The 26,934-nt window shown below is 66.5% G+C and carries 25 protein-coding genes; 18 read left to right on the forward strand and 7 right to left on the reverse strand.

Going from position 1 to position 26,934, the window contains the following annotated elements; genetic code table 11:
- Window positions 1-86: 86 nt before the first annotated feature.
- The 11 genes from ACYVII_RS12495 to ACYVII_RS12545 all read left to right on the forward strand — a co-directional run bounded on the left by ACYVII_RS12495 (window position 87) and on the right by ACYVII_RS12545 (window position 14,174).
- A complete protein-coding gene (locus ACYVII_RS12495; protein ID WP_460535710.1) occupies window positions 87-959 on the forward strand; it encodes a carbohydrate ABC transporter permease in 873 nt (290 codons plus the stop codon).
- Between the two features lie 87 nt (window positions 960-1,046).
- Window positions 1,047-2,708, forward strand: coding sequence for a type 2 periplasmic-binding domain-containing protein (locus ACYVII_RS12500; RefSeq protein ID WP_460535493.1), 1,662 nt, complete (start codon window positions 1,047-1,049; stop codon window positions 2,706-2,708).
- Between the two features lie 4 nt (window positions 2,709-2,712).
- The gene (locus ACYVII_RS12505; protein ID WP_460535495.1) at window positions 2,713-3,408 is read left to right on the forward strand and encodes a YesL family protein; all 696 of its coding nucleotides are present in this window, start codon (window positions 2,713-2,715) and stop codon (window positions 3,406-3,408) included.
- Entirely contained in the window at window positions 3,405-5,459 is a 2,055-nt protein-coding gene (locus ACYVII_RS12510; protein ID WP_460535497.1) for a beta-galactosidase, read from the forward strand. Before ACYVII_RS12505 ends, ACYVII_RS12510 begins: the two co-directional genes overlap by 4 nt.
- Window positions 5,460-5,551: 92 nt before the next feature.
- Entirely contained in the window at window positions 5,552-5,941 is a 390-nt protein-coding gene (locus tag ACYVII_RS12515; protein WP_460535499.1) for a hypothetical protein, read from the forward strand.
- Window positions 5,942-6,182: 241 nt separating this feature from the next.
- On the forward strand, window positions 6,183-7,481 hold the full coding sequence (locus ACYVII_RS12520) for an ABC transporter substrate-binding protein (protein WP_460535501.1): 1,299 nt from the start codon (window positions 6,183-6,185) through the stop codon (window positions 7,479-7,481).
- Between the two features lie 8 nt (window positions 7,482-7,489).
- Complete coding sequence (locus ACYVII_RS12525; RefSeq protein ID WP_460535503.1) at window positions 7,490-8,461, forward strand: carbohydrate ABC transporter permease; 972 nt, start codon at window positions 7,490-7,492, stop codon at window positions 8,459-8,461.
- Window positions 8,462-8,610: 149 nt separating this feature from the next.
- Window positions 8,611-9,372 (forward strand): carbohydrate ABC transporter permease, encoded by a 762-nt coding sequence (locus ACYVII_RS12530; protein ID WP_460535505.1) that lies wholly within the window; start codon window positions 8,611-8,613, stop codon window positions 9,370-9,372.
- On the forward strand, window positions 9,369-11,978 hold the full coding sequence (locus ACYVII_RS12535; RefSeq protein WP_460535507.1) for a beta-galactosidase: 2,610 nt from the start codon (window positions 9,369-9,371) through the stop codon (window positions 11,976-11,978). Before ACYVII_RS12530 ends, ACYVII_RS12535 begins: the two co-directional genes overlap by 4 nt.
- A 2-nt stretch (window positions 11,979-11,980) precedes the next feature.
- On the forward strand, window positions 11,981-13,195 hold the full coding sequence (locus ACYVII_RS12540; RefSeq protein WP_460535509.1) for an ROK family transcriptional regulator: 1,215 nt from the start codon (window positions 11,981-11,983) through the stop codon (window positions 13,193-13,195).
- A gap of 103 nt (window positions 13,196-13,298) precedes the next feature.
- On the forward strand, window positions 13,299-14,174 hold the full coding sequence (locus tag ACYVII_RS12545) for an EamA family transporter (protein WP_460535712.1): 876 nt from the start codon (window positions 13,299-13,301) through the stop codon (window positions 14,172-14,174).
- A 43-nt stretch (window positions 14,175-14,217) separates the two neighbouring features.
- On the opposite strand, the gene ACYVII_RS12550 is transcribed toward ACYVII_RS12545, so the two are convergent.
- On the reverse strand, window positions 14,218-15,699 hold the full coding sequence (locus ACYVII_RS12550; protein WP_460535714.1) for a ricin-type beta-trefoil lectin domain protein: 1,482 nt from the start codon (window positions 15,697-15,699) through the stop codon (window positions 14,218-14,220).
- 187 nt (window positions 15,700-15,886) lie between these two features.
- The gene (locus ACYVII_RS12555) at window positions 15,887-17,179 is read right to left on the reverse strand and encodes an alpha/beta hydrolase family protein (RefSeq protein WP_460535511.1); all 1,293 of its coding nucleotides are present in this window, start codon (window positions 17,177-17,179) and stop codon (window positions 15,887-15,889) included.
- Window positions 17,180-17,330: 151 nt separating this feature from the next.
- Here ACYVII_RS12555 and ACYVII_RS12560 point away from each other — a divergent pair, with 151 nt between their 5' ends.
- From ACYVII_RS12560 to ACYVII_RS12570, 3 genes are all read left to right on the forward strand, one after another.
- The gene (locus tag ACYVII_RS12560) at window positions 17,331-17,684 is read left to right on the forward strand and encodes a hypothetical protein (RefSeq protein ID WP_460535513.1); all 354 of its coding nucleotides are present in this window, start codon (window positions 17,331-17,333) and stop codon (window positions 17,682-17,684) included.
- Window positions 17,681-18,409, forward strand: a complete 729-nt coding sequence (locus ACYVII_RS12565; RefSeq protein ID WP_460535515.1) for a uracil-DNA glycosylase — start codon at window positions 17,681-17,683, stop codon at window positions 18,407-18,409. Before ACYVII_RS12560 ends, ACYVII_RS12565 begins: the two co-directional genes overlap by 4 nt.
- Window positions 18,410-18,555: 146 nt before the next feature.
- Complete coding sequence (locus tag ACYVII_RS12570) at window positions 18,556-18,969, forward strand: YchJ family protein (RefSeq protein ID WP_460535517.1); 414 nt, start codon at window positions 18,556-18,558, stop codon at window positions 18,967-18,969.
- A 118-nt stretch (window positions 18,970-19,087) separates the two neighbouring features.
- Here ACYVII_RS12570 and ACYVII_RS12575 read toward each other — a convergent pair whose 3' ends face one another.
- Window positions 19,088-19,882, reverse strand: coding sequence for a PadR family transcriptional regulator (locus ACYVII_RS12575; RefSeq protein WP_460535519.1), 795 nt, complete (start codon window positions 19,880-19,882; stop codon window positions 19,088-19,090).
- Between the two features lie 155 nt (window positions 19,883-20,037).
- Window positions 20,038-20,556 carry a VOC family protein gene (locus ACYVII_RS12580; RefSeq protein ID WP_460535521.1) on the reverse strand — a complete coding sequence of 173 codons (519 nt, stop codon included), beginning with the start codon at window positions 20,554-20,556 and terminating at the stop codon, window positions 20,038-20,040.
- A gap of 64 nt (window positions 20,557-20,620) precedes the next feature.
- Between ACYVII_RS12580 and ACYVII_RS12585 the strand changes: the two genes are divergently transcribed.
- The 4 genes from ACYVII_RS12585 to ACYVII_RS12600 all read left to right on the forward strand — a co-directional run bounded on the left by ACYVII_RS12585 (window position 20,621) and on the right by ACYVII_RS12600 (window position 23,751).
- A complete protein-coding gene (locus tag ACYVII_RS12585; protein WP_460535523.1) occupies window positions 20,621-21,451 on the forward strand; it encodes a helix-turn-helix domain-containing protein in 831 nt (276 codons plus the stop codon).
- 109 nt (window positions 21,452-21,560) lie between these two features.
- The gene (locus ACYVII_RS12590) at window positions 21,561-22,169 is read left to right on the forward strand and encodes a dihydrofolate reductase family protein (protein ID WP_460535525.1); all 609 of its coding nucleotides are present in this window, start codon (window positions 21,561-21,563) and stop codon (window positions 22,167-22,169) included.
- 26 nt (window positions 22,170-22,195) lie between these two features.
- A complete protein-coding gene (locus ACYVII_RS12595; RefSeq protein WP_460535526.1) occupies window positions 22,196-22,519 on the forward strand; it encodes a YciI family protein in 324 nt (107 codons plus the stop codon).
- A complete protein-coding gene (locus ACYVII_RS12600) occupies window positions 22,516-23,751 on the forward strand; it encodes an RNA polymerase sigma factor (RefSeq protein ID WP_460535528.1) in 1,236 nt (411 codons plus the stop codon). Before ACYVII_RS12595 ends, ACYVII_RS12600 begins: the two co-directional genes overlap by 4 nt.
- Here ACYVII_RS12600 and ACYVII_RS12605 read toward each other — a convergent pair.
- From ACYVII_RS12605 to ACYVII_RS12615, 3 genes are all read right to left on the reverse strand, one after another.
- Window positions 23,742-24,182 (reverse strand): YdeI/OmpD-associated family protein, encoded by a 441-nt coding sequence (locus ACYVII_RS12605; protein ID WP_460535530.1) that lies wholly within the window; start codon window positions 24,180-24,182, stop codon window positions 23,742-23,744. The genes ACYVII_RS12600 and ACYVII_RS12605 overlap by 10 nt on opposite strands.
- 32 nt (window positions 24,183-24,214) lie before the next feature.
- The gene (locus tag ACYVII_RS12610) at window positions 24,215-25,462 is read right to left on the reverse strand and encodes a hypothetical protein (protein WP_460535532.1); all 1,248 of its coding nucleotides are present in this window, start codon (window positions 25,460-25,462) and stop codon (window positions 24,215-24,217) included.
- A 176-nt stretch (window positions 25,463-25,638) separates the two neighbouring features.
- Window positions 25,639-26,934, reverse strand: coding sequence for an RNA polymerase sigma factor (locus ACYVII_RS12615; protein WP_460535534.1), 1,296 nt, complete (start codon window positions 26,932-26,934; stop codon window positions 25,639-25,641).

The raw sequence follows: 26,934 nt of genomic DNA on the forward strand, positions 1-26,934 counted from the left end.
ACAACGCAAGCGCGAAGGACGGCGTGTCCGACGCGACCGTAGCACTCACCCTCGGTTCGCGGACGCCGAGCAGAAGAGGCTCTCGCCTGCACGTGACCCGCGGGCAGCGCATCTTCGGCTGGGTCAACGCGGTGATCCTGCTGCTCGCGGTCGCTGTGACGCTGTACCCGTTCCTCAACGTGATCGCGGAGTCGTTCAGCAGCGAGAAGTACATCCAGTTCGGCCAGGTCACCGTCTGGCCGCTCGGGTTCAATCTCGACACCTACAAGGTGGTCGCCAGCGACAAGATGTTCTGGATCAACTACGGCAACACGGTGCTGTACACCGTCGTCGCGACGGCCATCTCGATGGTGCTGAGCACGATATTCGCCTACGCGGTCTCCAAGCCCGAGCTGAAGGGCCGCAAGTTCTTCATCGGCCTCGCCGTCGTGACGATGTTCTTCTCCGGCGGACTCATCCCGAACTACGTGCTGGTCAACGGGCTGCACATGACGAACACGATCTGGGCGGTCGTGATCCCGAACGCGATCAGCGTCTACAACCTGCTGATCATGAAGTCGTTCTTCGAGAACATGCCTCGCGAGCTGGAGGAGGCCGCGGAGATCGACGGCCTCAGCACCTACGGCACGCTGTGGCGCATCGTTCTGCCGCTCTCCAAGGCGGTGCTCGCCACGATGATCCTGTTCTACGCGGTCACGAACTGGAACTCGTGGTTCCAGGCGTTCCTCTACCTGGACCACTCGAACCTGTTCCCGGTGACGATCTACCTGCGCAACCTCATCGCAGGGGCGAGCAGCGCACAGACATCCGGGGCCAACGCGGCCGGCGACCTCACGCAGATCAACGCGAACATCAAGGCCGTGACCATGGTGCTCAGCGTGCTGCCGATCCTCTGCGTCTACCCGTTCATCCAGCGCTACTTCATCTCGGGCGTGATGCTCGGCTCCGTCAAGGGCTGATCGACGGATGCCAGGTGCAGGCATCCCTCGTCCGCGATCCTCTCGTTCCACCACACACCCACATCCCCAATCTGGAGGTTCACAGCCATGACCACCGAACTCTCACGGCGCAACGTGCTTGCGCTCGGCCTGGCGGGCATCACCGTCGGGCTGCTCGCCGGATGCACGTCGAGCGACGGCTCGTCGTCGTCGGGCAAAGACCCGTTCACCGGTAAGACCAAGGGCGCGATGAAGTCGCTCGGCGTGAACGAGCAGTTCAAGGCGACGACGCCTCTGACCGTCTCGCTGCTCTTCGACGACAACCCCTCGTACCCGGAGAAGTCCTCGTGGGAGCTGTGGAAGGACATCACCGACAAGACGAACGTGACGTTCAACCCGACGATCGTGCCGTACGCCGACTACAACACGAAGCGGTCGCTGCTGATCAACTCCGGCAACGCGCCCGACGTCATCGCCAAGACCTATCCGGGCTCCGAGACCCAGTTCGTGGGCGGTGGCGCCATCATCGCCGCGAGCGACTACACGCAGTACATGCCCAACTTCACCGACAAGGTGAAGAAGTGGAAGCTCGAGCCCGACCTCGCCACGATCCGCCAGGCAGACGGTAAGTACTACGTGTTCCCCGGCCTCCACGAGACGTTGTTCGTCGACTACACCATCGGCGCCCGTACCGACATCCTCGAGGCGGACGGCATCGACACGCCGACCTCATGGGATGAGCTGCACTCGGCGCTGAAGAAGGTCAAGCAGAAGCATCCGGAGATCCAGTACCCGTTCTCCGACCGCTGGCTCGGGGCCAGCACGCTCAACCTCGCGGCCGCGACGTGGGGAACGATGGCGGGCCCGAACTGGGGCATCGGCAACGGCCTGCTCTTCGACCCGAAGAAGCAGAAGTTCTCGTTCGCGCCGGCATCCGATCAGTTCAAGGATCTGCTCAAGTACTTCGCCTCGCTGGTCAGCGAAGGGCTGATGGATCCGGAGAGCTTCACGCAGAGCGACGATCAGGCGCTGGCGAAGTTCAACACGGGCAAGTCCTATTTCATCAACGTGAACGCACAGACGCTCGTGCTCTCTCGAACGGCCATGGAGCAGAACCTCGGCGCCGGAAAGTTCAAGATCGCCAAGCTGCCGTCCCCTGCGGGCCCCCTGGGCAAGGTCATCACCGGCTCGCGGCTCGAGAACGGCATCATGGTGTCGACGGATGCCACCAAGAAGTCCGACTTCAAGGCGCTTCTGCAGTTCATCGACTGGCTCTGGTACTCCGACGACGCACAGGTGTTCCTCAAGTGGGGCATCGAAGGAAAGACCTACGAGGTCAAGAACGGCAAATACGAGCTGCTCCCGGGCTACAAGCTCTCCGCCTACGGATTCGGCGACCCGAATGCGAAGACCGACATCCGCAACGACATGGGCTTCTCCTGCGGCAACTTCATGTATGGCGGCACGACTAAGATCGTCGACTCCACGATGCCCCCGGAGGAGCTCGCCTGGCAGAAGGTCATGTCGACGTACAAGCAGATCCCGCCGTCGCCGGGCGTTCCCTACACACCGACACAGCTTCAGCAGGCCACCCTGCAGCAGACCGCGCTGATCGACACCGCGAACACCGCGACGCTGAACTTCATTCTCGGCAAGCAGGGCTTCGACCAGTGGGACTCGTACGTCTCCTCGTTGAAGAGCAAGGGCATGCAGACCTACGTCGACAACGCGAACCGCTATTACGCAGCGGTGCAGAAGAAGATCGGCTGAGCTCATGTGGCAGGGCGCGGAACCAGCGGGGAGCACGACGACGCAGCGCGACGTCTTCGGCAAGCCGTGGTTCCGCGCCATGCACGCGCTTTATGGGCTGCTCGGCACGACGGCCGCGTTCGGCATCGCGACCCTGCCATTCAGCGCTGCAGTGTTCTTCTCGCCGCTGGTTCCGATCGGCGGCCAGTTCCTGCTCCTCATCGGAGGGTTCTCCATCGGGCCGGCCTGGGTCGCCGCCCTCTACACGATGCGCGGTTACACCGAGAGTCGCGACATCGAGCCCTTCCGTCTCTTTCTCCGCGGGTATCGCCTGGGATGGCGGCAGTCGCTTTTGTTCTGGGCACCGTACTTCGCTCTGCTCTTCGTGCTCGCGTTCGACCTCACCTCGGGCCTGCCGGCCCCCGTCTCGTGGCTGCTCATCGCGCTCGGCGCCGCCGCCGTGCTCTGGGGCAGCACCGTGCTCGTGATCGTCGCGTTCTTCTCGTTCCGCCTGCGCGACGTGATGCGCCTGGCGGTGTACGCGCTGACCCGCAACCCGCGCTGGCTTCTCTCCGCCGCGGCTCTGACGGCCGCCGTCGGTGGACTCGTGTACCTGGGGAGCGACGTGGCTGCAGGCATCCTGGTCGCACCGTTCGCTCTTTTGACCGTGTTCGCTTCACGCCCGCTCGTGCGGCGTCTGACCGAGGAGTTCACCTCGTGACGCTCGACCACCCGATCGACCCGCAACACAGTCGCGCCCGGATGGACGGCCTACGCGCCCGGCTCGGCGGGTTCGCGTTCGGCGGCGACTACAACCCCGAGCAGTGGGACCCCTCGATCTGGCGTGAGGATGTCGAGCTCATGCGGCGGGCGGGCGTCAACCTCGTGACGCTCGGCGTGTTCGCCTGGGCGTCGCTGGAGCCGGAACCCGGCGTGTTCACGTTCGAATGGATGGACGAGGTGATGGACCTGCTGCACTCGGCGAGCATCGCCGTCGACCTGGCCACTCCCACGATGGCACCACCGGTCTGGCTGTCGAAGCAGTTCCCGGAGACGCTGCCGGTCATGGCCGACGGCGAGACGTTCGGCTTCGGCAACCGGCTGCACTACGACCCGTCGTCGCCGGTGTACCGGGAGCGGGCCGCGATCATCACTCGGGCGCTTGCGGAGCGCTACTCGGGGCATCCAGCGCTGGCGATGTGGCACATCAGCAACGAGTACGGCCCGACCGCCTACAACGAGCAGAGCTCGGTCGCGTTCCGCGCCTGGCTGCAGCGGCGCTACGGGTCGCTGGATGCCCTGAACGACGCCTGGTACACCCGGTTCTGGAGTCAGCGGTATGCATCGTGGGATCAGGTGGATGTTCCGGCCGTCCCACGCTCGTGGATGAACCCTGCCAGGCAGCTGGACTTCAAACGGTTCGTCTCGGATGCCCTGCTCGAGTGCTTCGTCGCGGAGCGCGACATCGTGCGCTCGTTCCGGGACGACATCCCGATCGTCACCAACTTCATGCGCTTCTACCGCAACGCCGACTACTGGGCCTGGGCGAAGCAGGAAGACGCGGTCGCCCTCGACATCTACCCGAACCCTGGCGAGGCCGATTCCTGGGTCGCCGCCGCGTTCAACTTCGACCTGATGCGCTCGCTCAAGGGCGAGCCGTGGGTGCTGATGGAACAGGCGGCTAGCGCCGTCTCGCAGTGGAAGGTGAACAACGTGAAGCGGCCGGGGCTGATGCGCACCGGCTCGTTCCAGGCCATCGCGCACGGATCGGACACCGTGTTGTACTTCCAATGGCGCGCCAGTCGCGGTGGCCACGAACGCTTCCACTCGGCGATGCTGCCGCACTCCGGAACGGCATCCCGCACCTGGGGCGAGGTCGAGCGCCTCGGCAACGAGCTGCCATCGATCAAGGATGCCCTCGGATCCGGCTCGCACGCCGACATCGCGGTGCTCTTCGACTGGGATGCATGGTGGGCGCTCACCGAGACGCACGGTCTGCCGCGCAACGACTTCGACTACCCGCAGCTCGTGCTGGATCACTACCGGCCGCTGCTCGAGGCGCATCACGCGGTGGATGTCGTCTCGTTCGACTCCGACTTCTCCGACTACCGGATGATCGTGGTTCCGAACGCCTACCTCGTCACGGATCGCTTCGTCTCGGCGCTCACGCGCTATGTCGCGGCTGGGGGTGTCGTGGTGTGCTCGTTCTTCTCCGGAGTGGTCGACGAGAACAACAACGTGCGGCAACCCGCGTATCCGGGCGGGTTGCGCGAGCTGATCGGCGGATACATCGACGAGTACTGGCCAGCTCGGGACGGTGAGTCGTTCGGCGTACGCTTCGGGGACCCCGGCTTCGTGACCACCGCCGACTGGTGGCAGGACAGCCTGCACGCGGAATCCGCGTCGGTGCGCGCGGTGTACACGACGGGCTTGCTCGAGGGGCGCCCCGCGGTTGTCGAAAACGCGGTGGGCGCCGGACGCGTCGTCTACATCGGAACGCGGCTGGAGGCATCCGCGCTTGCCCGTCTGCTGAACGACGAGGCGGCAGCGGCGGGCATCCGATCGCTCGTGCCGGATGCACCGGCCGACGTCGAGGTCACGGTGCGGGAGTCGGCGGATGCCCGGTTCCTGTTCGCGCTTAACCACTCGGAGACGGATGCCGCGACTGTGTCGCTGCCGTTCGCGGGCCGCGACCTGCTCACAGACACCGACGTCGCCGAGGCGATCACGCTGGCCCCGCTCTGCGTCGCGGTGGTGCGATCTGCGCGCTGACCCCCTGGCGCACCCTCATCGGCAAGAACCCGCACTCTCGCGAGAACGAACGCGCACCCAGGGTGCGCGTTCGTGGCCGTAGGCTTTCGCGCATGAGCGAGCCGGTGCGACGCGTGCACGTCGAGCAGTTGCTGCCGCGCAACCAGTTCCTGGTGACGGAGCCGGTGGCGGCATCCGCTCTGCGCGAGCGGCGCTGGGTGGACGGCGAGCTCGGTCTCACCGAGGAGTGGCTCGTGTTCGCCTCGGGCGACCCGCACGACGCCCCCGACTTCGCGCTGCTCGACGGCGATGTGGAGACAGAGGTCACCACATCGGGCGGCGTTGCCATCATCACGATCACGATCTCCCGCGCCCCGTATCGCTACCGTGCGGATTCCGACAGCATGGCGTCTTTCGTCGCGGCGCTGCGACGGCTGCGGGCCGAACCGCCGAGCGGCACACGCGTCTGGCACGCGGATGCCGGCGACGAGACACGGAAGTAACCAGAGCGCGACCGCGCTTCGGCCCATCGTGATCCTTCGAGATCGGAAGGAAGCGGCATCGAACCCGGGCCGCACAAGCAACGCCGCCTCGGCGTCAAGGTAACGCTTCGGTAACGGCTACGAATCGAGCCTTGTCTCGACCATTCTTTTAATGGTTACTCTAATGCGCAGATTATCTGGCAGCGCGGCCGGACATACGAGCCTCGAAGCGCCGGCCAGCAGAATACGAAAGGCGCATTCGATGGATTTGACGAGACGATCCGCACTCAAGGCGGGAGCACTTGGGCTCGGCGCGATGGGCGCCATGGCACTCGCCGGTTGCTCGGACTCCGGCAGCGGCGGCAGCGGCAGCGGCAGCTCAGGCAAGGCCAACCTCACGATGGTGGTCTGGGGTGGTGACGCCGACAAGAAGGCGTACCAGACGCGTATCGACCTGTTCCACAAGGCGAATCCCGGCATCCACGTCGATCTGCAATTGATCCCTGCCGCGCAGTATCCGCAGAAGGTGCAGACGATGATCTCCGGCGGCACCGGCCCAGACATCATGCAGGTCGCCGAGGACGTCAACACATATTCGTCCAAGTCACAGTTGATCCCACTCGACCAGTACGTGAAGAGTGCGGGTTTCACACTCCGCCAACGTTTCGGTTCGATCGGCGACATCTACAGCTATCAGGGCAAGGTGTACGCGATCCCGGACCGCTCCGGGGCGATGATCACGTTCTACAACAAAGACCTCTTCAAGAAGGCAGGCGTTGCGTATCCCACGGCCTCCTGGAACTGGACCGACGCCGAGAACGCCATGGAAAAACTCACCGTCGCCGGAAAGCAGTGGGGTTGGGCGGGAGCCGGCTGGTGGCCCCAGTGGTGGAGCCTCGTCTACCAGAACGGTGGGCGCATCATCGACAGCAAGGGCAAGCCGGCGATCAACTCGTCGGCCGCTGTCGACGCGTTGCAATGGATCAACGACCTCACCTGGAACAAGCACTACATCCCAACGGCCGCGGAATACGCGGACATGGGCCCCAACACCGGCGGCGACCAGGCCTTCCTGGCAGGCAAGGTCGCCATGAATACAACCGGGTTCTGGGACATCGGCATGCTCCTCAAGTCAGACTTCGAGTGGGACATCGCCCCGTTCTGGCACGGCAAAGAGAAGGCGGTGTCCGCCTTCGGATCCGGGCTGGCCATCACTCGCAACTGCAAGAGTCCCGACGCGGCCTTCAAGGCGATCAGCTTCCTCACCGATGCCAAGGCGCAGAAGGTGATTATCGACCAAGGCGAGGACGTACCGGCCAATCTCGCCGTGCAGAAGTCCGATACTCTGCTTCACCCGAGCTGGGAGTCGCGCGGAATCGACATGGGCGTGTTCGCGCAGTCGTCGAGCATGATCTATCGCCCGCCGTTCATCTCCCAATGGAACGAGATGCAGAACGTGTTCACCAGCACCATGACGGACTGGTGGAACAAGGGCGGCGACACCCGCACCATGCTAGACGCGACGCAGAAGCAGCTCGAGTCCGTCATCAGCGGTAGCTAAGGGCTGTCGTGGCAATCGGTCTCGATGGGGCCTTCCGTGCGGCGCGATCGATCGGGTCGCGCCGCTTGCGTGCGGGAACTCCCCCACGCAAACTCTCGAAGCGACAGAAGAAGGAAGCTCTCTACTTCTGGCTCTTCATCTCCCCCTGGGTTATCGGATTCCTCGTGTTCCTGTTCGGCCCGATGCTCGCGTCCATCTATTTCTCGCTGACGAACTGGGACTCGTTCACGGCTCCGCAATTCGTCGGGCTTGCCAACTATGCGAAGGCACTTACCAACGACCCGGTCTTCTGGAAGGCGCTCTGGAACACGTTCTACTACGCCGTCTTCTCTATTCCACTCGGCCTGTTCATCGGGCTCTGGCTCGCGAACCTCCTCAATAAGCGGGTTCGGGGACGCAAGGTGTTCCGAGCCCTTATCTACCTGCCGACGCTCGTGCCCCTGGTCGCGACCTCCATGGTGTTCAAGATGGTCCTCGCCCCGTCTGGTGTGCTCAATCAGGGCCTCAAGCTCTTCGGGATCCAGGGACCCCAGTGGCTGCTCGACCCGGTTTGGGTGAAGCCGGCGCTCATCGTGATGTCGGTATGGGGTGCAGGTGGTGCAACCGTGCTCCTGCTGTCCGCGATGAACGGGATCCCTCGCGACTTCTACGAAGCTGCGGAGATCGACGGCGCCGGACCGATCCGGCAGTTCTGGTCGATCACTTTTCCCCAGATCACGCCGGTGATCTTCTTCAACCTGGTGATCGGGTTGATCGGAGCATTTCAGGTTTTCGGTCAGGTATACATCCTCACCGCGGGCGGCCCTGACAACGCCAGCATCACGATGGTCCCTCTTTTGTTTCAGCAGGCGTTCACCTTCTACCACTTCGGCTACGCGTCCGCCATCGCCTGGCTCTTGTTCCTCATCATCATCGGTGTGACCGCCATCGCGTTCGCAACGTCGCGGAAGTGGGTCTTTTACGAAACGGAGATCCGCTGATGAGCGCAACCGCTGTCATCGAAGCGAAAACGCTTGATGCCGAAACCCGATCTCGCCGATTGACGTTACGGGCGTTCAAAGCCACGCCCGGAACATACGCGGCACTCCTGATTGTTTCAGCGATATTCCTCGTGCCTTGCGTGCTCATGGTGTCCATCGCTCTGTCGAGCGACCTGACAAGCGCGAAGAACCAGTTCACGATCCTTCCCCACGAATGGAATTGGGGAAATTTCGCCCACGTGTTCAACATGGGACTCCCGGTCGGCCGGTTCGTTCTGAATTCCGCGATCATTGCCTCGCTGTCCGCTGTCGGACAGGTACTCTCGTCGTCCCTGGTCGGGTACGCATTCGCACGGTTGCGGGCGCCGGGCAAGAACGTCATGTTCATCATCGTCATCGCGACGATGATGATCCCGAGCCAGATCACGATGATCCCTCAGTTCATCCTGTTCAAGGATCTCGGATGGGTGAATACGTTCCTCCCGTTGATCGTGCCCAACTTCTTCACGAACGCGTTCAATGTCTTCCTCGTCCGCCAGTTCGTCTCCCGCATGACGAATGAGATCGACGAGGCTGCACAGGTCGACGGGCTCGGGTACTTCGGGATCTACCGTCGCATGATCTTGCCGCTGCTCTGGCCGGTGCTGGCGGCGATAGCCATCTTCACGCTGACCGCATCCTGGGGTGACTTCATGGGCCCGCTGATCTACCTCAACAACGTCAACCAGATGCCACTGTCGCTCGGCGTGCAGTACATGGCTTCCACCAGCAACGCGCTCCAGTTGCCCCCGTGGAACCTGGTTATGGTCGGTTCGATCATGCTGACCGTGCCCATGATCGTGATCTACTATCTCGGCCAGCGGTATCTCTACGAGATGAACATCTCCGGCGGCAGCTCGGGAGTCAAATGAGTCGCCCACCCGTGCGCCTGACGCGTTCGGGACTTGTGATCGACGGCCGTGAAGAGGTGCTGCTCTGCGCTTCCCTCTTCTCGTTCCGCATCCCCAGACCCCAATGGCGATCGCGGCTCGAGAAGGTGCGGGACAGCGGATACCGCGCGATCGATCTCTACATTCCCTGGAACCATCACGAACGATCGCCCGGCGTCTGGGACTTCGCCGGGGACCGCGACGTCGGAGCTTTCATCGACCTCGCTCATGAAGTCGGATTGCTCGTCATTGCGCGCCCAGGTCCGTACATCTGCTCCGAATGGGACGGAGGCGGGCTTCCCGCATGGCTTGCCCTCGACCGGGGCTTGCGCCTTCGCCAGTTCGAGCCGAGGTATCTCGCACACGTGGAAGAGTGGTTCGCCCACGTGATGCCATTGATCGCACTGCGCCAGTACGGTGCGGGCGGGCCGGTCGTCGCCGTTCAGCTGGAAAACGAACTCGACTTCTTCGATTGCGACGATCGAGGCCGATACGTCGGCGCGTTACGAGACCTCGCGTTGAGCTCTGGAATCAGAGTGCCTCTCATCGCGTGTGCCGGGCAAGGCGATCTCCACGGCGCAACCGGTCACGCCGAGGATGTCATCCCCACGGTGAACTTCTACCCGAACGACATGTCCCCGTTCGTGGAGTCGGAGGCAAGACACTACTCAGCCGCACTCGAAGACCGTGGTCTACCGCTCCTCGTCACCGAGACCAATCGCCGGCACGCCACGTTGCGGAGGCTGCTGGTGAGCGGGGCGAAGCTGCTGGCCCCGTACTTGCAGGCATCCGGATTCAACCACGGCTTCACGCCATCGGTCGGCAACTGGGGAAATCCCGGCGGATTCATGAGCCACGACTACGATTTCGGCGGCCTTCTCTCGCCCGTCGGCGAGGAGCGAGCCGAGGTGGCGGATGCGCGGATCCTCGCGGCGCTCGTGCGCACCCTCGGTGAGAGCCTCGCCGCCGGAAGGACGCGGGCGGCCGACCGGACCTACTCGATCGACTCCGCCACGAGCTCCGCTCCCTCGCTGATAGCCCTGAACGGCGGCGGGGAGTTGATCGGCATACCGAATCTCACCCACGTTCCGGCAGAGGTGACGCTTCCCGCACGGTCCGGCGTTCCCGAGGTGGCATTCACCGTTCCTGCCGAAGGCTGTGCACTCGTACTGCGCGAGCTCCCTTTGCATCCCTACGGGATCGATGCCTTCCTAGCACTCGCCACTGCCGACCTCATCGCCGCGGACGAGCACGGACTGGAGTTCGTCTCCAAGACCGACGCGGTGATCGCGCTGCGGCCGGGTCCCGCCATGCAGCAGACGTCCCCTGATGATGACGCTGACGTCTCGGTGGAGCAACGTGGTGCCATCGTCCTTCTGAGGTTCCGGACACCGTCGATCAACAGGCCGATGCGCATCGCAATCGGGGACTGGACGATCACGATGAGACACTTCGACGATTACGGCCCGGCTTCGATCGATGACCGCGTGGAGTCGATTCTGACCGACGTGCGGGAGGTCACGGCGGTCATCCAAGGCAGCGTGTCGTCGCACGTGCTTCCGCCTTCTGCGGAGGAGCTGGCGGTCTATCGCGGACGTGTTCGCTACGCGGCCGCACTCGAAAACGTCGAAGAACTCCTCGTTGCGGGCGCGGGCGACCTCGTCGATCTGTCCCTCGATGGCCGAGCGGCAGTGAGCCTCGCCGGGTTCGGGGCGACCGCTCGATTGGCCACGGCCGGCGCAAGAAGAGTCGACGCGACCGCGGAGATATGGGGCCATCCGAATTTCGACGACGCCCGTCTGCCCGCGCTCCGGCTCGGCTCTCTCAGAGGGCTGGGTAGCGTGTGGTCCATCGTCGGGTCAACAGACGTGAGCTCCCTGTGGCGGGTCCAGGGCCATTGGGCCGACGACCTCGCGCCTCTTCGCGAGCTCGGGGGCTGGAGCAGTACCCGGCTCGGCGATCCGGTCACCTACCGGCGAGCACTTCCCATAGACGGGACGAGAGAGCACGCGCTGCACCTCGGGCTCGCATCCGGATCGGTGAACGTGATGGTCGACGGCTCGCGGCGCACCGTCTCGGCTGACGATCCCTGGCTCTTTCTCGCGGCGGGCCAGGGGCGAACCGTCAGTGTGACCGGTCCGCATACCCCCGGATTGCTGAACGGAGCGCAACTGCTCTCGCTCGAGCGCGTGACGGGCTGGCGCGCAGAGGCTCAGAACGACGATGCGCTGATCGACGGCGTTCTCGGCCCAGCCGCCACCACGGATCCACGACGACCCGATATCACCCTTCCCGCATCACTCTCGCCTGGTGAGGAACTGCTGTTCGAAGTCTCGGTTCCTCCTGGCGGGCTCTCGATCCGCTTCACCGGACACCAGGTCCGGGCAAGCGCCTTCGCAGCCGGGCGCTTGCTGGGACGTGTCTGGCTCGACGACCCTCAGGCACCCCCGTTCACGGGGGGCGATGGGGGCAGAATCTGGCTCCCCGCATGTTGGAACGCCGGTAGCATTCGAGTCATCGTGTTTGCGACTCCCGGCGCGCGCACACCGGAGTTCGGAGGGATCGTCGCGACACCGGTTGGGGAATGAAAGTGGCGAAACGCAAGACGACCTCGCGAGACATCCGAAGCGATTCGCGGCGAGTTCTGCTCCACGCTCTCCTCGATGCCCGGCAGACGACTCGCGCCGAACTCGCCCAGAACACAGACCTCAGCCAGGCCACCGTCGCCACGATTGTCGGAGAACTGCTAGCCGAAGGCATCATCGTGGAGGCCGGCACGTCGACCGGGACCGTCGGCCGCCCTACGATGACCCTTCAGATCAATCCGGATCGCGGCCGAATTGTGGGTATCGACGAGGCGGAGACATATGTTCGCGCCGTCGTGTTCGATGCGTCGCTGACTCCGATCGGCAGCTTCGAAGTCCCCCGCGATGAACACGAGCTGAGCCCCGCTTACGTGGCAGAAGGGATCGGCACCGCCTTCGATCGAGCCCTGGAGACGACACAGACGAAGCGTGATTCGATACTCGGTGTCGGAATCACCCTTCCTGGACTCGTGCAACGGTCGGAGGACGGGGCACCCCTCGTCGTCCGCCGGCGCGACTACGACGACGAGATGATCCGGCTGCTTCGGGATCGGCTCGGGTCGGCGCTCATCGTGGATAACCCGCTCAAGGCGGTAGCGTCCGCAGAACTCTGGTTCGGTGCCGGCCGGGATGCGTCCAGCATGGTCGTCCTGAACCTCGGGACCGGCGTAGGGGCCGGGATCGTGCTCGACGGGCGGGTCGTCCGCGGCTTCACGAATAGCGCCGGTGAATGGGGCCACACCCGCCTCGTTCTCGACGGCCGACGCTGCCGATGCGGTCGCCGCGGATGCGTAGAGGCGTACATCGGCGGCTATGGCCTGCAGGAGACACTGAGAGAGATCGACCCGGTACACCCTCTTGCGGCCGTCCCGCTGCAACGAGACTTCATCGGCGGCCTGGCTCAAGCGTTCCAGGAGTCCGAGCCGGCCGTGGTCGAGACACTGCGCCGTACCGGGCGATACCTGGGTGCGGCGATCGCTGATCTGGTCGCGATCATCAACCCGGAGCGCGTGGTCCTCACCGGGTGGATCGCATGGGCACTGGGCGATGTGATCGCGGATCCGGCGCGGGACCATCTCCTCGAATTCGCTCCGGATGGCTCCGCCGATGGAGTTGCGCTCGGTATCTCTTCAGTGCGTGGGAACCCCGCAGCGCTCGGCATTGCGACAACGGTGTTCGAGCGATTCCTAGGGGATATCGGCCTGCTTACCGCCGCCTGAGACGCAGCGATCCTTGATTCCTCTTCGAAGTCGCCCTCGGTGCACGGTTCGGGAGTCATCGCCGAAAGCGTAACGTCGAGGGGTGACGTCGAAGCTTGCCGAGATTGCGCAGCCACGCGGCACGGTCGGCGGCGCACGGTACGCGGCGCTTGTGGTCGCCGGGCTGGTGTGCCAGGAGGTCGGGGCATCCATCGCGGTGCTGCTGTTCCCGCAGGTCGGTTCGCTCGGAATGGTGTTTCTGCGGGTGCTGTTCTCGGCCGCGATCCTGCTGCCGATCGCGCGGCCACGATTGCGCGGCATCCGCCTCGGCTCCTGGATGACCGTGGCCGCCTTCGGCCTTGTGCTGGCACTGATGAACGCGCTGTTCTACCTGTCGCTCGACCGCATTCCACTCGGCGCCGCTGTCACCATCGAGGTGCTCGGACCGCTCGTGCTGTCGGTGGTGGCCGCGCGTAAGGCTTTCGCGTGGCTGTGGGCGGGACTTGCCGCGATCGGCGTGGTGTTGCTCGGCGACGGCAGCTTCGGCCACCTCGACTTCATCGGTGTTCTGCTCGCGGCTGCTGCCGGCACGTCGTGGGCGTTCTACATCCTGCTGTCGCGCCAGACCGGGCGACGGTTCGGTGGGCTCGACGGACTGGCGATCGCGATGACGATCGGCGCCCTCGCGTCTGCACCGTTCGGGATCGTCTCGGCCGGATCCGCACTGCTGCGGCCGGAGGTGCTGCTGCTCGGCGCGGCGGTGGCGCTGCTGTCATCAACGATTCCGTACGGGCTCGAACTCCTGGCCCTGCGGCACCTGCACGCCTCGACGTTCGCCACGCTGATGAGCCTCGCGCCCGCGACGGCGGCGTTGGCCGGGCTGGTGTTGCTCGGGCAGCGGTTCACTTGGGTCGGAGTGGTCGCCGTGCTGCTCGTGATCGGCGCGAGCATCGGCGCCGTGTGGTCCGCGAGGCTGAGTGCGCCGGGGCGCTGGAGCTGAGGCCGCGCGGCAACAGCTTGGCTGCCGTTGCCGCGCCGATCCCTCAGCTCAGGGTCCAACTTTGGTTCGAACCGCCGTTGCAGTACCACACGTCCACCGCTGTCCCATTTCCGGTTCCGGCGCCAGCGGCATCCAGGCACAGGCTGGAGTCTGCGCCGCTCGTGATCGTGCCGTCCGTGTTGATCTTCCACTGCTGCACCGTCGCGCCCGTGCAGTTCGCGATGATGACCGACGCGCCGGCCGAGGCGATCGTGCCATCGGTGCCGAGCTGCATGCACATGCTGCCGTAGATCGTCAGCTCGCCCTTGGCGTCGGCGTTCCATGACTGGTTGCCGCCGCCGTTGCAGTCCCACAAGTCCAGGGCGGTCCCCGGCGTCGTGCTGAAACCGGGAACGTCCACGCAACGCCCGGACGCTGCGCCGACGATCTGCTTGCCGGGAGGGGCTGCCGGCTGGTCGTTCACCGGCTCGCGGTCGCCGATGCCCCAGCCCCACTGCAGCTGGGCGACACCGCTTGCGCTGTTGTTCGCGAGCGTGCCGTCGGGCTGGAGGGACTCGATTGAGTACGAGTCTCCTGCACGCAGGCCCGGCCAGTACACGATCCCCATGTGATGGCTGCGGGCGAAGTCGGTCAGCGCCGCGAAGTACGACGTGTACACGTTGCCGTTGTGAGCCCCGTAGTTGAGCCCGATCGTCATCGGGGCGCCGGCCTCGTCGATGATGGTGCGGTTCGAGTACTTTCCGACGCGCGGCGCGAGGTTCGCCGTCCAGTCGCTCTCCGTGGTGGAGGAGGCCCAGAATCCGTAGAAGTGCAGCGACAGCAGCGTCCCGGCCAGCTGCGGGGCCGCCCCGACGCCGGTCACGTCGTCGTTGTAGCCCGTGCCGCTGATGACCACGCGGTCGCGCGGGATATAGCGGTGATCACTGAGCCAGGTGCTGGTGATCCCGACCCATTGCTGCAGCGTGTAGCCGAACGGTTCGTTCATCGGCTCGAAGTAGACGCGCGAGTCACCGGCGTAGGTGCGTGCGACCGTGTTCCACATCGTGTTCCACGCCGCAGTGTCATCGATCTTGCCGTCCTTGGCGGAATCGGACTCCCAGTAGCTCACGATGACCTTGAAACCGGAATCCGTCGCAGCGTCGATGGTCGCCCGGTACGAATTCCACCAGGTCGTCCCGACGCTGGCCGGGTTGATCGGCAGGCGCACGGTGTTCGCACCGAGGTTCTGACGGAAACCCTGCAGTACCTTCATCGACTCGGCGTAGACCTGCTGGTAGTCGTCCGACGTCGACAGGCCGGTCGGGACGACCGCGTCGCTGGCGTAGTTGTCCCTCGGGTCAGCCCAGTTCACGCCGCGGAACTGCGCGGTGCCGTAGCTCGGTGAAGGATGAGGCTGCACCGAATGCGGGAGTGCCGGATCCGCCGAGGCGGGGGCTGCACTTGCAAGGAGTGCCAGCACCACGGCGAACACGACGGCACTGAAGCCGAGGGCCGCGCGACCGCGGCGGAATGTTAGCGTAAACATTTTGGTCAAAATGTGATCCTCATCGATCTCGCTGGAAGGGGGTGTGAATCAGGCAGGCCACTGAGGCTGCAAATGGTAACGCTGCCATCCCTGTGCTGCTCTGTCAACACAGCGATAAGAGGACCGCGCCGCGCAGGCCCGTGTCACCCTGGCTTCTTCGGGATCCACAGCCGCCCGGGCGCGAGCGTTACGGCGACACCGTCGCGTCGTGCGCGTCGCGGTGGTGCAGCGGTACGGTGACCGCGGCGACGTTCGCGATCGACTCGGTGCCGGCATCCAGATACCCGTACGTCTGGATGTGATCCAGATACTTCTGGGCGAACTCGTCGACGTTCGTGAACTTCGCCCACGCACTCGACATGGGGTTGTCGTTCCAGTCGGAGTGCAGGATCGGCGTGTGGCCGGTCACCGGCAACTCGTCTTTGTTCGGGTCGCCGTCGACCGCGAGCGGGATGGCACCGAACGACGGCGAGCGCGGGTCGATGCGCGAGATGCGCCCCCACCTCGCTTCGGTGTCGCCGGTCGCTTCGCCCGCGTAGACATGCTTGGCGTGCAGCTGGCGCGCCGAGCCGACGCTCTGCTCGATGCCCGCGGAGCCCAGCATCACGAAGGAGTACACGCCGAGGCCTTTCGCCGCGAGGGCATCCGCCGCGGTCGTCGTGCCGTACGAGTGCGCGACGACGTTGAGCGTCACCTTGTCGCGAGCCTTCTTGCCCCGGGTCGCCCAGAACCCCTCGAGCGCCTCGACCAGGTTCTGCGCCCCGATGTGCGCGTACTGGCCGAGCGCCGCATCGATGCCGGGTGGCGGCGTGACGTAGCCGATCCACGCGACGGTCGCCCGCTGCTTCGTCGCGCCCGCTTCGCCCTGCGCGTCGTAGAGATTCTGCGCACCCTCCGCCCAGAGCTGCATGTCGTCGCTGTACGTGCCCATGCCTGGCACGGTGAACGAGACGATGCTCGCCTTGTCAGGGTTACCGATCGCGATGGCGGCGAGCGGCTTCGGGTCGTTCGTGAGGTCGACCAGGTAGCGGCGCGGCTTGTGGACCTTCAACGCAGCCTTGACGGCGAGCAGGCACCTCAGTTTCTGCTGCGCGACGGCATTCGACGGATGCCTCTTCACGGCACGCTTCGTCGACGCGATGAGCGATGCCAGCCACGCGCGGTTCGCGACGTCGCGCGACGCGTAGTCGACACCCTCCATCCCACCGATGAGCGACGGCAGGGTCTCGGCGAGGTCGTGGCGCAGGTCCTTGGGAAAGTCGCGCCACGCGGCGGCATTCGCCTCGGGGTGAAGGTTGAGCAGCCCGACCGCGGCGTCCGGGTGCTTCTCGAGGTAGGCATCCTGTTTGCCCGATGACATCGCGTCGAGGAACGCATACCGCGAGGTCGCGACCGGGCTCTGCTGCAGCGGCGCGACGGTGATGCCGACGACGCCGATCACGACGAGCGCGACGACCGACGCTGCACGCCCCCACCGCATCGCTAATCCCCCAGAATCACGGATGCTTGCCCACAGCACGCTAACAGTTGCCGGCCGCTTTCACCCGGAGACCCGGGAGCCGTCGAGAAGCGGCGCGAACGTCACACGTCGCAGAGATTGCCACCCGGTGTTGCGGCGTAGGGTGGCATCCATGCCTGAACCCATCGCCTACACAGCGCTCCAGAAGGGCGCTCACGTGACCACATCCGCCGGCGAGGAGCTCGGCACCGTGGAGCACGTGCTGCAGGATGCCTCGCTCGACCTCTTCGACGGCCTCGCCGTGCGCACTCACCACGGGCTGCGGTTCGTGGATGCGAATCAGGTCACCTCGATCACGACCGACGGGGTCGCGACGTCGATCGACGCGTCGGAGGTGGCGGGGCTTCCCGCACCCGAGGGCGACGCGGTGCTGGAGGCCGACCCGGAGCAGTACCAGGGCGAGGGCCTGACCGCATGGTGGGGTCGCACGTTCAAGCGGTCGCACTGGCTGCGCGACAAGGAGTGAGCGAGCCCGATCTCGCTGCGGAGGCTGTGGGCGGTGTGCGTCGCGAGCCCGATCTCGCGCGGTTCCTCGCCGCACTGGATGCCGTCGCCGCCCAGACACCGGACGATGCGGAGTTCCTGTACGACGCCGGCACCCCGCACGGTGCGCTCCGGCGGCGGAACCTGCTGCGGTACCTCGGCCTGATGGCGGAGGTGGGACCGCAGATCCTGCTCCTCGGCGAGGCGCCAGGGCACCGCGGCATGACCGTGAGCGGCGTTCCGTTCACCAGCGTGCGCGAGGTGCACACCCGTCCAGGCCTGATCAGCGGACGACCCGAGGGTGACGGGCTCGAACTGCCGGAGCATCCGGGTGCCCCCTGGGAGGCGTCATCGCGGGTGGTCTGGGCCGCGTTGAAATCGTGGCGCGGACCGCTGCCGCTGCTGTGGTCGGTCTATCCGAACCATCCGTTCGTGGCGGGCGAGCGGCGCACCAACCGTGCGCCGCGTTCGCCCGAGGTGCGCGCGGGAGCGCCGGTCGGACTCGAGCTCGCGCGGGCGTTCGGCGTGCGCACGATCGCGGCGGTCGGGCGCAAGGCGCAGGGTGCGCTGGAGGCCGCGGGCATCGCGGCACCGGCGTTGCGTCATCCGGCGCAGGGTGGAGCGGCGTTGTTCACCAGGCAGCTGGCAGAGTTGAACGAGCGGATGCTCGCGGGCACCCTCGAAGCGACCCCGCTGCCCGAGCCGTGAGCTTGCGTTGCGGACAGGACCGAGATCTCGTTTGACTGACAGAAACTGCTGATGCGTTGCTCTGGAACGACATTCTTCGTCAGTGAAACGCGATCTCGATGGGTAGCCCACGCGGCCTGCCGGTCGAGCGGGATGCGGGAGAGCGAATGAGCGGGAGTGCAAACGACGGCACCGCTCCATGCCCGTGCGGCAGTGGCGAGACATACGACGAGTGCTGCGGATGCCTGCACCGCGGCGACTCGATCGCGTCCGCTCCGGAGACGCTGATGCGGTCGCGCTACTCGGCGTTCGCGGTGGGTGACGTGGAGTATCTGCTGGCGACGTGGCATCCGTCGACCCGTCCCGCCTCGCTCGATCTCGACCCCGCCATGGAGTGGCGGCGGCTGGACATCCTCGACACCGATACCGACGGCGAAAGAGGCGAGGTGGAGTTCCGCGCGTTCTGGCGCATCCTGCCCGCGCCCGGACGCGCCCGCGACGGCGGTGTGCTGCACGAGCGCAGCCGCTTCGTGCGCGAGCACGGCCGCTGGTATTACCTGGACGGCGACGTCGCGGGCTGAGCCGCAGCGAGCCACCCGGGTATTGCCGAACCACCCCGAAATCTGGGCAGATTTCCGGGTGGCTCGACGTTTTCCGGGTGGCTCGACGACGGCCGCACACGCGCGGCCGGGCTGCAGATCACTCCGCGAGGATCAGGTACAGCGCCTTGCGCAGCTCATCGATCTTCTCGGCGGCCTGCTTGCGCTGCTCGTCGGTCGCGGCGAACCGGTATTGATGCACCACGCCCATGAGCTTGCCGACGGCCTCGTGCAGCGCGGCGCCTGAGGCGCTCAGCCCGGGCGCCGCCTGCCATGCCGTGTCGAGCTCCGACTGGTGCTCTGCGACGTAGGCCTTGCCTGCATCCGTCAGCGCGTAGTCGGTGCGACGGCCGTCACCGGTCGCCTCCACCAGCTCCTCGTCGACCAGCTGCTGCAGCGTGGGGTACACCGAGCCGGGGCTCGGCTTCCAGAGGCCGTCGGTCTTCTCGGCGATGGCCTTGATCAGCGCGTAGCCGTTCTTGGGCTCCTCGGCGAGCAGGCTCAGGATGGCCGCACGGATGTCTCCGCGGGACGCACGCTTGCGCCCTCGTCCGCCGAACGCGGCGAACGCGGCCGGATCGAACCCGCGGGGGTCGAACGTGGGGCCGAAGCCGCGGCGTCCGTAGCCGAAGCCGCGTGGGCCGAAGCCCGGGAGGCCTTCGGGACCGCCGTGATGCTCGTCGTGGTGCCCATGCGGGGCGCTGCCGGCGTTCGCTTCGTGCTCGAAGCCGGGCTCGCCGCGGCCAGCACCATGGTGGGCCGAGCCGTGTCCGTCCGCGGCATCGTGGTGATGCCGGCGAGGTGCGCCTGTGCAGGGGTCCCCGCCGAAGGACGGGCGTGCCGGGTGGTCGTGGTGGCGACGGTGTTCGTCGCCGTGGAAGTAGTCGTTTCTCATAGCGAATCTCCTAACGTGACTATCTAAGACACGTCAACGATATATCGCTAAGAACTATTCCGCAAGAACTCCACTCCGGTCCGCGTCGGCCGGCCGACCCTCGGCGGCGTCTGATCCTTGACTCTGCTCCTGAGCTTCAGCTCTGCTCCTGTGCTCTAGCTCTGCTCTTGAGCCCAGGCCGCCACGCGGGCTGCGCTCTCCTCGAACGACAGGTCTTCGACGCGGGTCATCACTGCCCACCGCACCCCGAACGGGTCGAGGATCGACGAGTACCTGTCGCCGGTGACGAACGTTGCCGGCTGTTCCCGGACTGTCGCGCCGGCGGATGCCGCGGCATCCGTCACCGCGTCGCAGTCGGTCACGTAGACGGCGAGCGAGTACGGGCGGCGCTCGGGGTCGTCGAGGGCGACGAGTCCGACGGACTCGAGCGGGTCGCTCAGTGTGAGCATGCCGTTCCCGAAGTCGACGACGGCGTGCGCGATGCCGTCGCCGCCGGGGAACCGGGTGACGTCGAGCACGCGGGCACCGAAGACGTCGCGGTAGAAGGCGAGCGCCTCGGCGGCGTCGCGAACGACGATGTGGGGCGTGATCGAGGTGGATCCGTGCGGCATCCCGTTGGTCGTGTGCGCGCCGTTCGCTGCCGTGACGCGCTCAGTCGTGGTGTTCTCACTCATGCGTTCGACGCTACGCATCGGCAGTCGGTGCCGTCTTGTACTTTTGCGACATCGAGCGACGAGCATGACGGGGAAGACGATGGCGGATGCCGCACCGCGCTCGCGCGGGCACCTCAACCCGGGCAACCCGCGCGCCGTGTTCGACCGGTTCACGCTGCCTTCGGCACTGGACGAGCTCGTGCGGCATGTCTGGGTGGTGCGCTGGGACGTTCCCAAGGGCGAGACGGTCGACCAGCGCGTGCTGACGTACCCGGCGTTCAACGTGGTCGTCGAGGGTGCGGCTCGGGATGCCGTGACGGGCGGCCTGTTCCCGCCGACCGGACGGGTGAGCGTTCGCCGCCTCGAAGGCCGCGGCTGGGCGGTCGGCGTGCTGCTGCGACCGAGCGCTGGACGCATCCTGCTCGATGGGCACGGTGTGCTGCCACGGGCCGTGCCGGCCGAGGGCGTCCCACTCGACGACGCCCCGGTCGAGCGGATCGCGGATGCCATGGCACAGCGGTCGCACGAGCCGCTCGTCCAGGCGCTGACAAACTGGCTGCTCCCGTACGCCGACCGCGTGGGCGAGCGCGACCGCCTCGTCGACGAGGCGTGCCGTCTGGCAGAGATGGAGGCATCCATCAACCGTGCCTCGGAACTGGCAGCGTGCCTCGAGGTCGCACCCCGCACGTTGGAGCGCACGGTGCGGGAGTACCTCGGGCTCGGTCCCAAGTGGCTCATCGAATGCCGACGGTTGCAGGCCGCAGCGGTCACGCTCTACCAGGAGCCGGAGACCGACCTCAGCGCGCTCGCGGCGCAGCTCGGGTACGCGGACTACGCTCACTTCTCCCGCCGCTACAGCACCGTGCTCGGCGAGACCCCGAACGCCACCCGCCGCGCGGGGAGCGCCGGGAAATGACGGGAGCTCATCACGAATTCCCACGACGATGTCGGATCACGTCGGTCGCGTTCGTAGCACTGGTGAGACCGCCCACTAGGGGCGGTGCCGAGGCAAAGGAAGCGTGACCATGAAGCTGACGACCATGACCCAGATCTCCATCGACGGCGTGATCCAGAACAACGGAGCACCGACCCGCGACCACCCGAACGGGTTCGAGCGCGGCGGGTGGGCGTTCGGCAAGGGAGACGACGACACCAGGGCGTTCATCACGAAGACCTACCAGAACGCCGAGGCCTTTCTCTTCGGCAGGCGCACGTACGAGCTGTTCGCCGGCTCGTGGGGATCCGATAAGAGCATGCGCGCGCATCCGATCGGGGTGGCGCTGAATGGGACGCCGAAGTACGTCGCCTCCACCACTCTGTCGGCGCCGCAGTGGGCGAACACCACCGTGCTCGGCGGCGATCTCGCTGCGGCGATCGAAGAGTTGAAGGCCGCTCCGGGCGGCGAGCTGCAGGTGCACGGAAGCGGCGCCCTCATCCGATGGCTGCTGGCGAACGAGCTGGTCGACGAGATGACCATGATCGTGATCCCGGTGATCGTCGGCCTGGGTGCACGGCTGTTCCCGGAGTCCGGTCCGGATCTCGCGCTCGAGCTGCTCGAGTCCCGCATCGACTCGAAGGGCGTGGCGATCCAGCGCTACCGGCCGGCGGGCCGCCCGCAGTACGCAACGGTGTGACACTTCACGAAGGAGATGATCTTCAGATGCAGTACTTGGTATCCGTGATCGACAACAAGGCCGACCCGGGCAGCACCGACAGGCGTCCCGCCATCAGCAAGTTCAACGAACGACTGATCGCCGAGGGCCACTGGGTCTTCGCGGGCGGGCTCGCGAGCCCTGACGCCGCGACCGTCATCGACAACCGGGGCGAGCATCCGGTCGTCAGCGACGGGCCGTTCATCGAGTCGAAGGAGTACCTCGCCGGCGTCTGGGTCTGGGAGGCACCGGACCTGGATGTGGCGCTGGCGCTCGCGACCGAGGCGTCGAGGGTCTGCGATCGCAAGATCGAGGTGCGGCCGTTCCAGTGAGCGACGCCGCGGAGGCGATCACGCTGGCCCACCGGGAGGAGTGGGCGCGCGTGGTCGCATCCCTCGCGAGACGTTTCGGTGACCTGGACATCGCCGAGGACGCCGCGGCCGAGGCGTTCGCGACCGCTGTCGAACGGTGGCCGGCGCACGGCGTGCCGCCGAACCCCGGCGCGTGGTTGACCACGACAGCCGTGCGTAAGGCGATCGATCGCATCCGCCGCGAGAACAAGCGCGATGACAAGCAGAGGGAGGCATGGATGCTCCACGACGAGCCGCCTGAGCCTCTCGGCGTCATCGACGACGACCGGCTCCGGCTGATCTTCACGTGCTGCCACCCGGCACTCGCGATGGAGGCACGAGTCGCGCTCACCCTGCGCATGGTCGGGGGTCTGACCATGCCGGAGATCGCGCGAGCCTTTCTGGTGCAGGAGAGCACCATGGGGCAGCGGATCACCCGAGCTAAGGCCAAGATCAAGGCGGCCGGCATCCCCTACCGGGTGCCGAAGGCCGAGGACCTGCCCGCGCGGATGTCCGGCGTCCTCACCGTGCTCTACCTCGTCTTCAACGAGGGTTACCTGGCGACCGGTCCGGACACCGATCCGGTGCGCCGCGAACTGACCGACGAGGCGATCCGACTGACCCGGATGCTTCACGACCTCGTTCCGCGCGACGGCGAGGTGGCCGGCTTGCTCGCCCTGATGATCCTCACGGAGGCGCGGCGCGATGCGCGGGTCTCCACCGATGGGCAGCTGGTCAGCCTCGACGAACAGGATCGCGATGCGTGGGATGCGACGCTGCTCGCGGAAGGACATCGGTTGGTCCGCGACCGGCTCGCCGCCGGCGAGGCACCTGGGCGCTTTCAGATACTGGCAGCGATCAACGCCGTGCACACCTCCGCCGCGGCCTTCGCGAAGACCGACTGGTCACAGGTGGTCGCGCTCTACGACCACCTCGTTCGTCTCGATCCGTCGCCGATCGTCGCCCTCAACCGGGCCATCGCACTCGCCGAACTCGACGGGCCCGAGGCCGGACTGGCCTCGATCGAACGCCTCGACGACGCACTGGCCGGATACCACGCCTATCATGCCGCCCGAGCGGACCTGTTGCGACGGCTGGGACGCATGCAGGAGTCGCGCGACGCGTACGACCGCGCCATCGCACTGGCCGGCAACACGGCTGAGATCGCCGAACTCATCCGCCGGCGAGACCGGGTGCGAAGCGGTCAGCCCTGAAGCTCGGCGAGCACCGCCGCGAGCCGGCGCTGCCTGGTCTCGTCGGTCTTGGCCGACGTCACGGCCAACACCAAGCGCTTCTGGTTGCTGGGCGACAGCGCGGCGAACCGTGCGGCGGCATCCGGATGCTCGTCGAGCGCGGCACGCAGCTCCTGCGGCACCTCGACGGTGCGCGGAGCGTCGTCGCGCTCGACCGTCACGGTGAGCAGCTGCCCGGCCTCGAGGCCCGCTTTGCCACGGATCTCCGCGCTCACCGGGATCTTCGCCAGCCCGTTCATGCGCGAGATCGTGCTCGGGTACGTGACCGATCCGATGGTGACGGCGACCGGGATGCGACCTCCGCCGCCGAGCTCTTCGATCACCGCCTCGGGCACCGTGATACCGGTGGCCGTCTTGCCGTCCAACGAGAGCTCCGCCTCGAACGTCGTCATCAACACTCCTTCGCGCGTCAGTCTTCGCCTTGTCAGCCGCCGAGCAGCGTCGCGGCCTTCGCGTCGAGGAAGTCGACGTGCACGTGGTTGCAGGTGTCGTCGATCTGTTTGAAGTGGCTGAGCGAGAGACCCGAACGACAGTTCACCTGCCCGACCGTGGAATCCGTCGGCACCACGGCGTCGAGATCTTCGATCAGATTGATCGAGTCGGGGTCGCCGCCCGTGAGTGCGTGCCCGTTCAGGCGGAAGAAGTCGACGGCGTGCCCACCGCCGTCCGCGTAGTGCGCTGACGCGGTGCCCGCACCCTCGATCTGGCCGGTGCAGTGCCGGTTGATGTCGCTCACTCCGACGGTGTTGAACTTGGTGAGCGCAAACGCGATGGCTTGCAGCACGCGATAGTCGATGCCGCACCCCGGGACGGCTTTGCCGGCGGCGAGATAGCGGATCTCGAAGATGTGGTCGGGCGTGCTTCCGGTGAGCCGGCCCTGGGCCACCGCCGTCATCAGCTGCTGAGCGACGGCCTGCACCTCTGGGGCGACGACGGTTCCCAGCGTGGAATCGAGCGCCGTCGACATCGTGTGCGCGGCGAAGTCGTTGCGGTCGATCAGGCCGCTCTGCACGGCTCCGACTGCGAGCGTCTGCGTCTTGCCGGTGCTGGGGTCGAACCAGGTGGGCCGCTCGAACTGGGCGTAGGCCGGCACCGCCGTCGTCGCCACGAGTCCAGCGGCGGCGAGCATGATCAGCGCCTTGCTCAGCATGCGGGAAAGGGGCGAGCGACGCTTCGTCGCAGTGGCCTTCGCCGGCTTCGACCTGGCCGGCTTCGCACCCGTGGCCTTCGCCGGCTTCGGAGTGGTGCGAACGCTACGCCGGGTCGGGGCGACGGATGCCTGCGCCTCTGCGCCCGGTCCGGGCAGGGTGATGGGCACTGGTGCCGAGTCCGTCGACCTGGCCAGCTCCTCGGGGCGCAGCCGGACGCGTCCGGTCTGGGTCGACACAGGGACGACATCCACGTGGTGCACGCGGCCGGCATCAGGGGAGCGACGGGAATCGTCGAGGCGGGCATCCGTCTCGCGCACGTCGACCTGCGTCGCCTGGGCTGCGGCGCTGCGCGGCTGTGCTGTCTGGGTTTCGGCGCTACGCGCCTGGGCCTCCTCGAACGCCCGGCGCTCCCGGCGGCTGAGGAACACCTGCGTCCCTGGTTCTCCCGACCCTGCACTGGGCGCGCTCGACTCCGAGCCGGGCCCGGTCGCTGGGCGAACGGGGAGAACGGGATCTGTCACGAGGGCGGGGTCTTCGGGGCTAGCGGGAACCGCCGCGAGGCTCACGGCGGCTTTACTGGGGCACTTCTGGGGCACCGCGCCGAACGGCACAGCGTCCCCATGTTATCCACCTGTTATCTGGATGTCACCTGGCCGTCGACTTCTTCTGTAGCACTGCCGGGATGCGGCGGGGACAGTCACACGGGCAACGCGAGCCGCTTACGACGCAGTCGTTCCCGCTCGCGCTCGTTGTCGCAGAGCGCGATGGCCTCGTCGTAGGCGAGTGCGGCATCCTCGAGGCGTCCGAGCCGGCCGAGCATGTCGGCCCGCGCCGCCTGCAGGTACGGGTAGCGCACGAGTTGCGGTTCGATGGCGAGTTCGTCCAGCAGCGGCATGGCCGCGAAAGGGCCCTGCGCGAAGCCGATCGCGATCGCTCGGTTCAGTTCGACGACGGGCGATGGCCACAGGTCGCGTAGCCGGTCGTACAGCAGGGCGATGCGCTGCCAGTCCGTCTGATCCCAGCTCGGGCTGCAGTCGTGCACGGCAGCGATCGCGGCCAGCAGGGTGAAGCGGCCAGGGTCGCGGGCATCCGTCGCCACGGAGAGTTGGTCGAGGCCGCGTTCGATGTAGTGCGGATCCCATCGGTCGCGGTCCTGCTCCTCGAGCAGGAGTTCCTCGCCCGAATCATCCGTTCGCGCCGGTCGGCGCGCCTCCGTCAGGTAGATCAGGGCGAGCAGCCCGGCAACGTCCGCATCGCGGGGGAGCAGCAGGCGCAGCAGCTCGGCCAGCTCGATGCCGCGCTCGCTGAGCTCGCGGCGCACGAGCTCCGCTCCGGCGGGCGCTGTGTGGCCGGTGGCATACACGAGGTGCACAACGTCGAGCACGCCGTCGATGCGCTCGCGGATGTCCGCCTCGCCCGGCACGCGGTACGGGATGCCCGCCTGGGCGATCTTGCGTTTCGCCCGGGTGATCCGCGCGGCCATCGTGGGCTCGGACACGAGGAACGCGCGCGCCACCTCCGGAGTGCTCAGGCCGCAGACCATGCGCAGCGTGAGCGCGACGCGAGAGTCGAACGCGAGCGCGGGGTGGCAGCAGGTGAAGATCAGCCGCAGGCGGTCATCCGCGACGGGCGAGGCATCCGGCTCGTCGGCGACGGGCGCACCGGATGCCGCAGCCCGCTGATCGGGTTCGGCCAGCTTGGGCAGGGCGCGGCGCGAGACATCCGCACGGCGCAGCAGATCGAGGGCGCGACGCTTCGCCGCCGTCGTGAGCCAGGCACCGGGATTCGACGGGATGCCCCGCTCGGGCCAGGTTTCGAGGGCGCGGGCGTAGGCATCCTGAACCGCTTCTTCCGCATCGTCGAGATCGCCCGTGACGCGCACGGTGGCCGCCAGCACGAACGCCCATTCGCGGCGGTGCGCATCCGCGACCGCCGCGGCAACAGCAGCCGAGGATGCCACGCTCGCTGGGACGTTCGTGCCGGCGCGATCCAT

The organism is Humibacter ginsengiterrae (assembly GCF_054780115.1).

What these genes read in the sequence shown, in the direction of transcription:
- ACYVII_RS12500 (WP_460535493.1), top strand. Translation starts at nt 1,047, where the DNA reads ATGACCACCGAACTCTCACGGCGCAACGTGCTTGCGCTCGGCCTGGCG.
- ACYVII_RS12505 (WP_460535495.1), top strand. Translation starts at nt 2,713, where the DNA reads ATGTGGCAGGGCGCGGAACCAGCGGGGAGCACGACGACGCAGCGCGAC.
- ACYVII_RS12515 (WP_460535499.1), top strand. Translation starts at nt 5,552, where the DNA reads ATGAGCGAGCCGGTGCGACGCGTGCACGTCGAGCAGTTGCTGCCGCGC.
- ACYVII_RS12520 (WP_460535501.1), top strand. Translation starts at nt 6,183, where the DNA reads ATGGATTTGACGAGACGATCCGCACTCAAGGCGGGAGCACTTGGGCTC.
- ACYVII_RS12535 (WP_460535507.1), top strand. Translation starts at nt 9,369, where the DNA reads ATGAGTCGCCCACCCGTGCGCCTGACGCGTTCGGGACTTGTGATCGAC.
- ACYVII_RS12550 (WP_460535714.1), bottom strand. Translation starts at nt 15,699, where the DNA reads ATGTTTACGCTAACATTCCGCCGCGGTCGCGCGGCCCTCGGCTTCAGT.
- ACYVII_RS12555 (WP_460535511.1), bottom strand. Translation starts at nt 17,179, where the DNA reads ATGCGGTGGGGGCGTGCAGCGTCGGTCGTCGCGCTCGTCGTGATCGGC.
- ACYVII_RS12560 (WP_460535513.1), top strand. Translation starts at nt 17,331, where the DNA reads ATGCCTGAACCCATCGCCTACACAGCGCTCCAGAAGGGCGCTCACGTG.
- ACYVII_RS12570 (WP_460535517.1), top strand. Translation starts at nt 18,556, where the DNA reads ATGAGCGGGAGTGCAAACGACGGCACCGCTCCATGCCCGTGCGGCAGT.
- ACYVII_RS12575 (WP_460535519.1), bottom strand. Translation starts at nt 19,882, where the DNA reads ATGAGAAACGACTACTTCCACGGCGACGAACACCGTCGCCACCACGAC.
- ACYVII_RS12580 (WP_460535521.1), bottom strand. Translation starts at nt 20,556, where the DNA reads ATGAGTGAGAACACCACGACTGAGCGCGTCACGGCAGCGAACGGCGCG.
- ACYVII_RS12585 (WP_460535523.1), top strand. Translation starts at nt 20,621, where the DNA reads ATGACGGGGAAGACGATGGCGGATGCCGCACCGCGCTCGCGCGGGCAC.
- ACYVII_RS12590 (WP_460535525.1), top strand. Translation starts at nt 21,561, where the DNA reads ATGAAGCTGACGACCATGACCCAGATCTCCATCGACGGCGTGATCCAG.
- ACYVII_RS12595 (WP_460535526.1), top strand. Translation starts at nt 22,196, where the DNA reads ATGCAGTACTTGGTATCCGTGATCGACAACAAGGCCGACCCGGGCAGC.
- ACYVII_RS12605 (WP_460535530.1), bottom strand. Translation starts at nt 24,182, where the DNA reads ATGACGACGTTCGAGGCGGAGCTCTCGTTGGACGGCAAGACGGCCACC.
- ACYVII_RS12615 (WP_460535534.1), bottom strand. Translation starts at nt 26,934, where the DNA reads ATGGATCGCGCCGGCACGAACGTCCCAGCGAGCGTGGCATCCTCGGCT.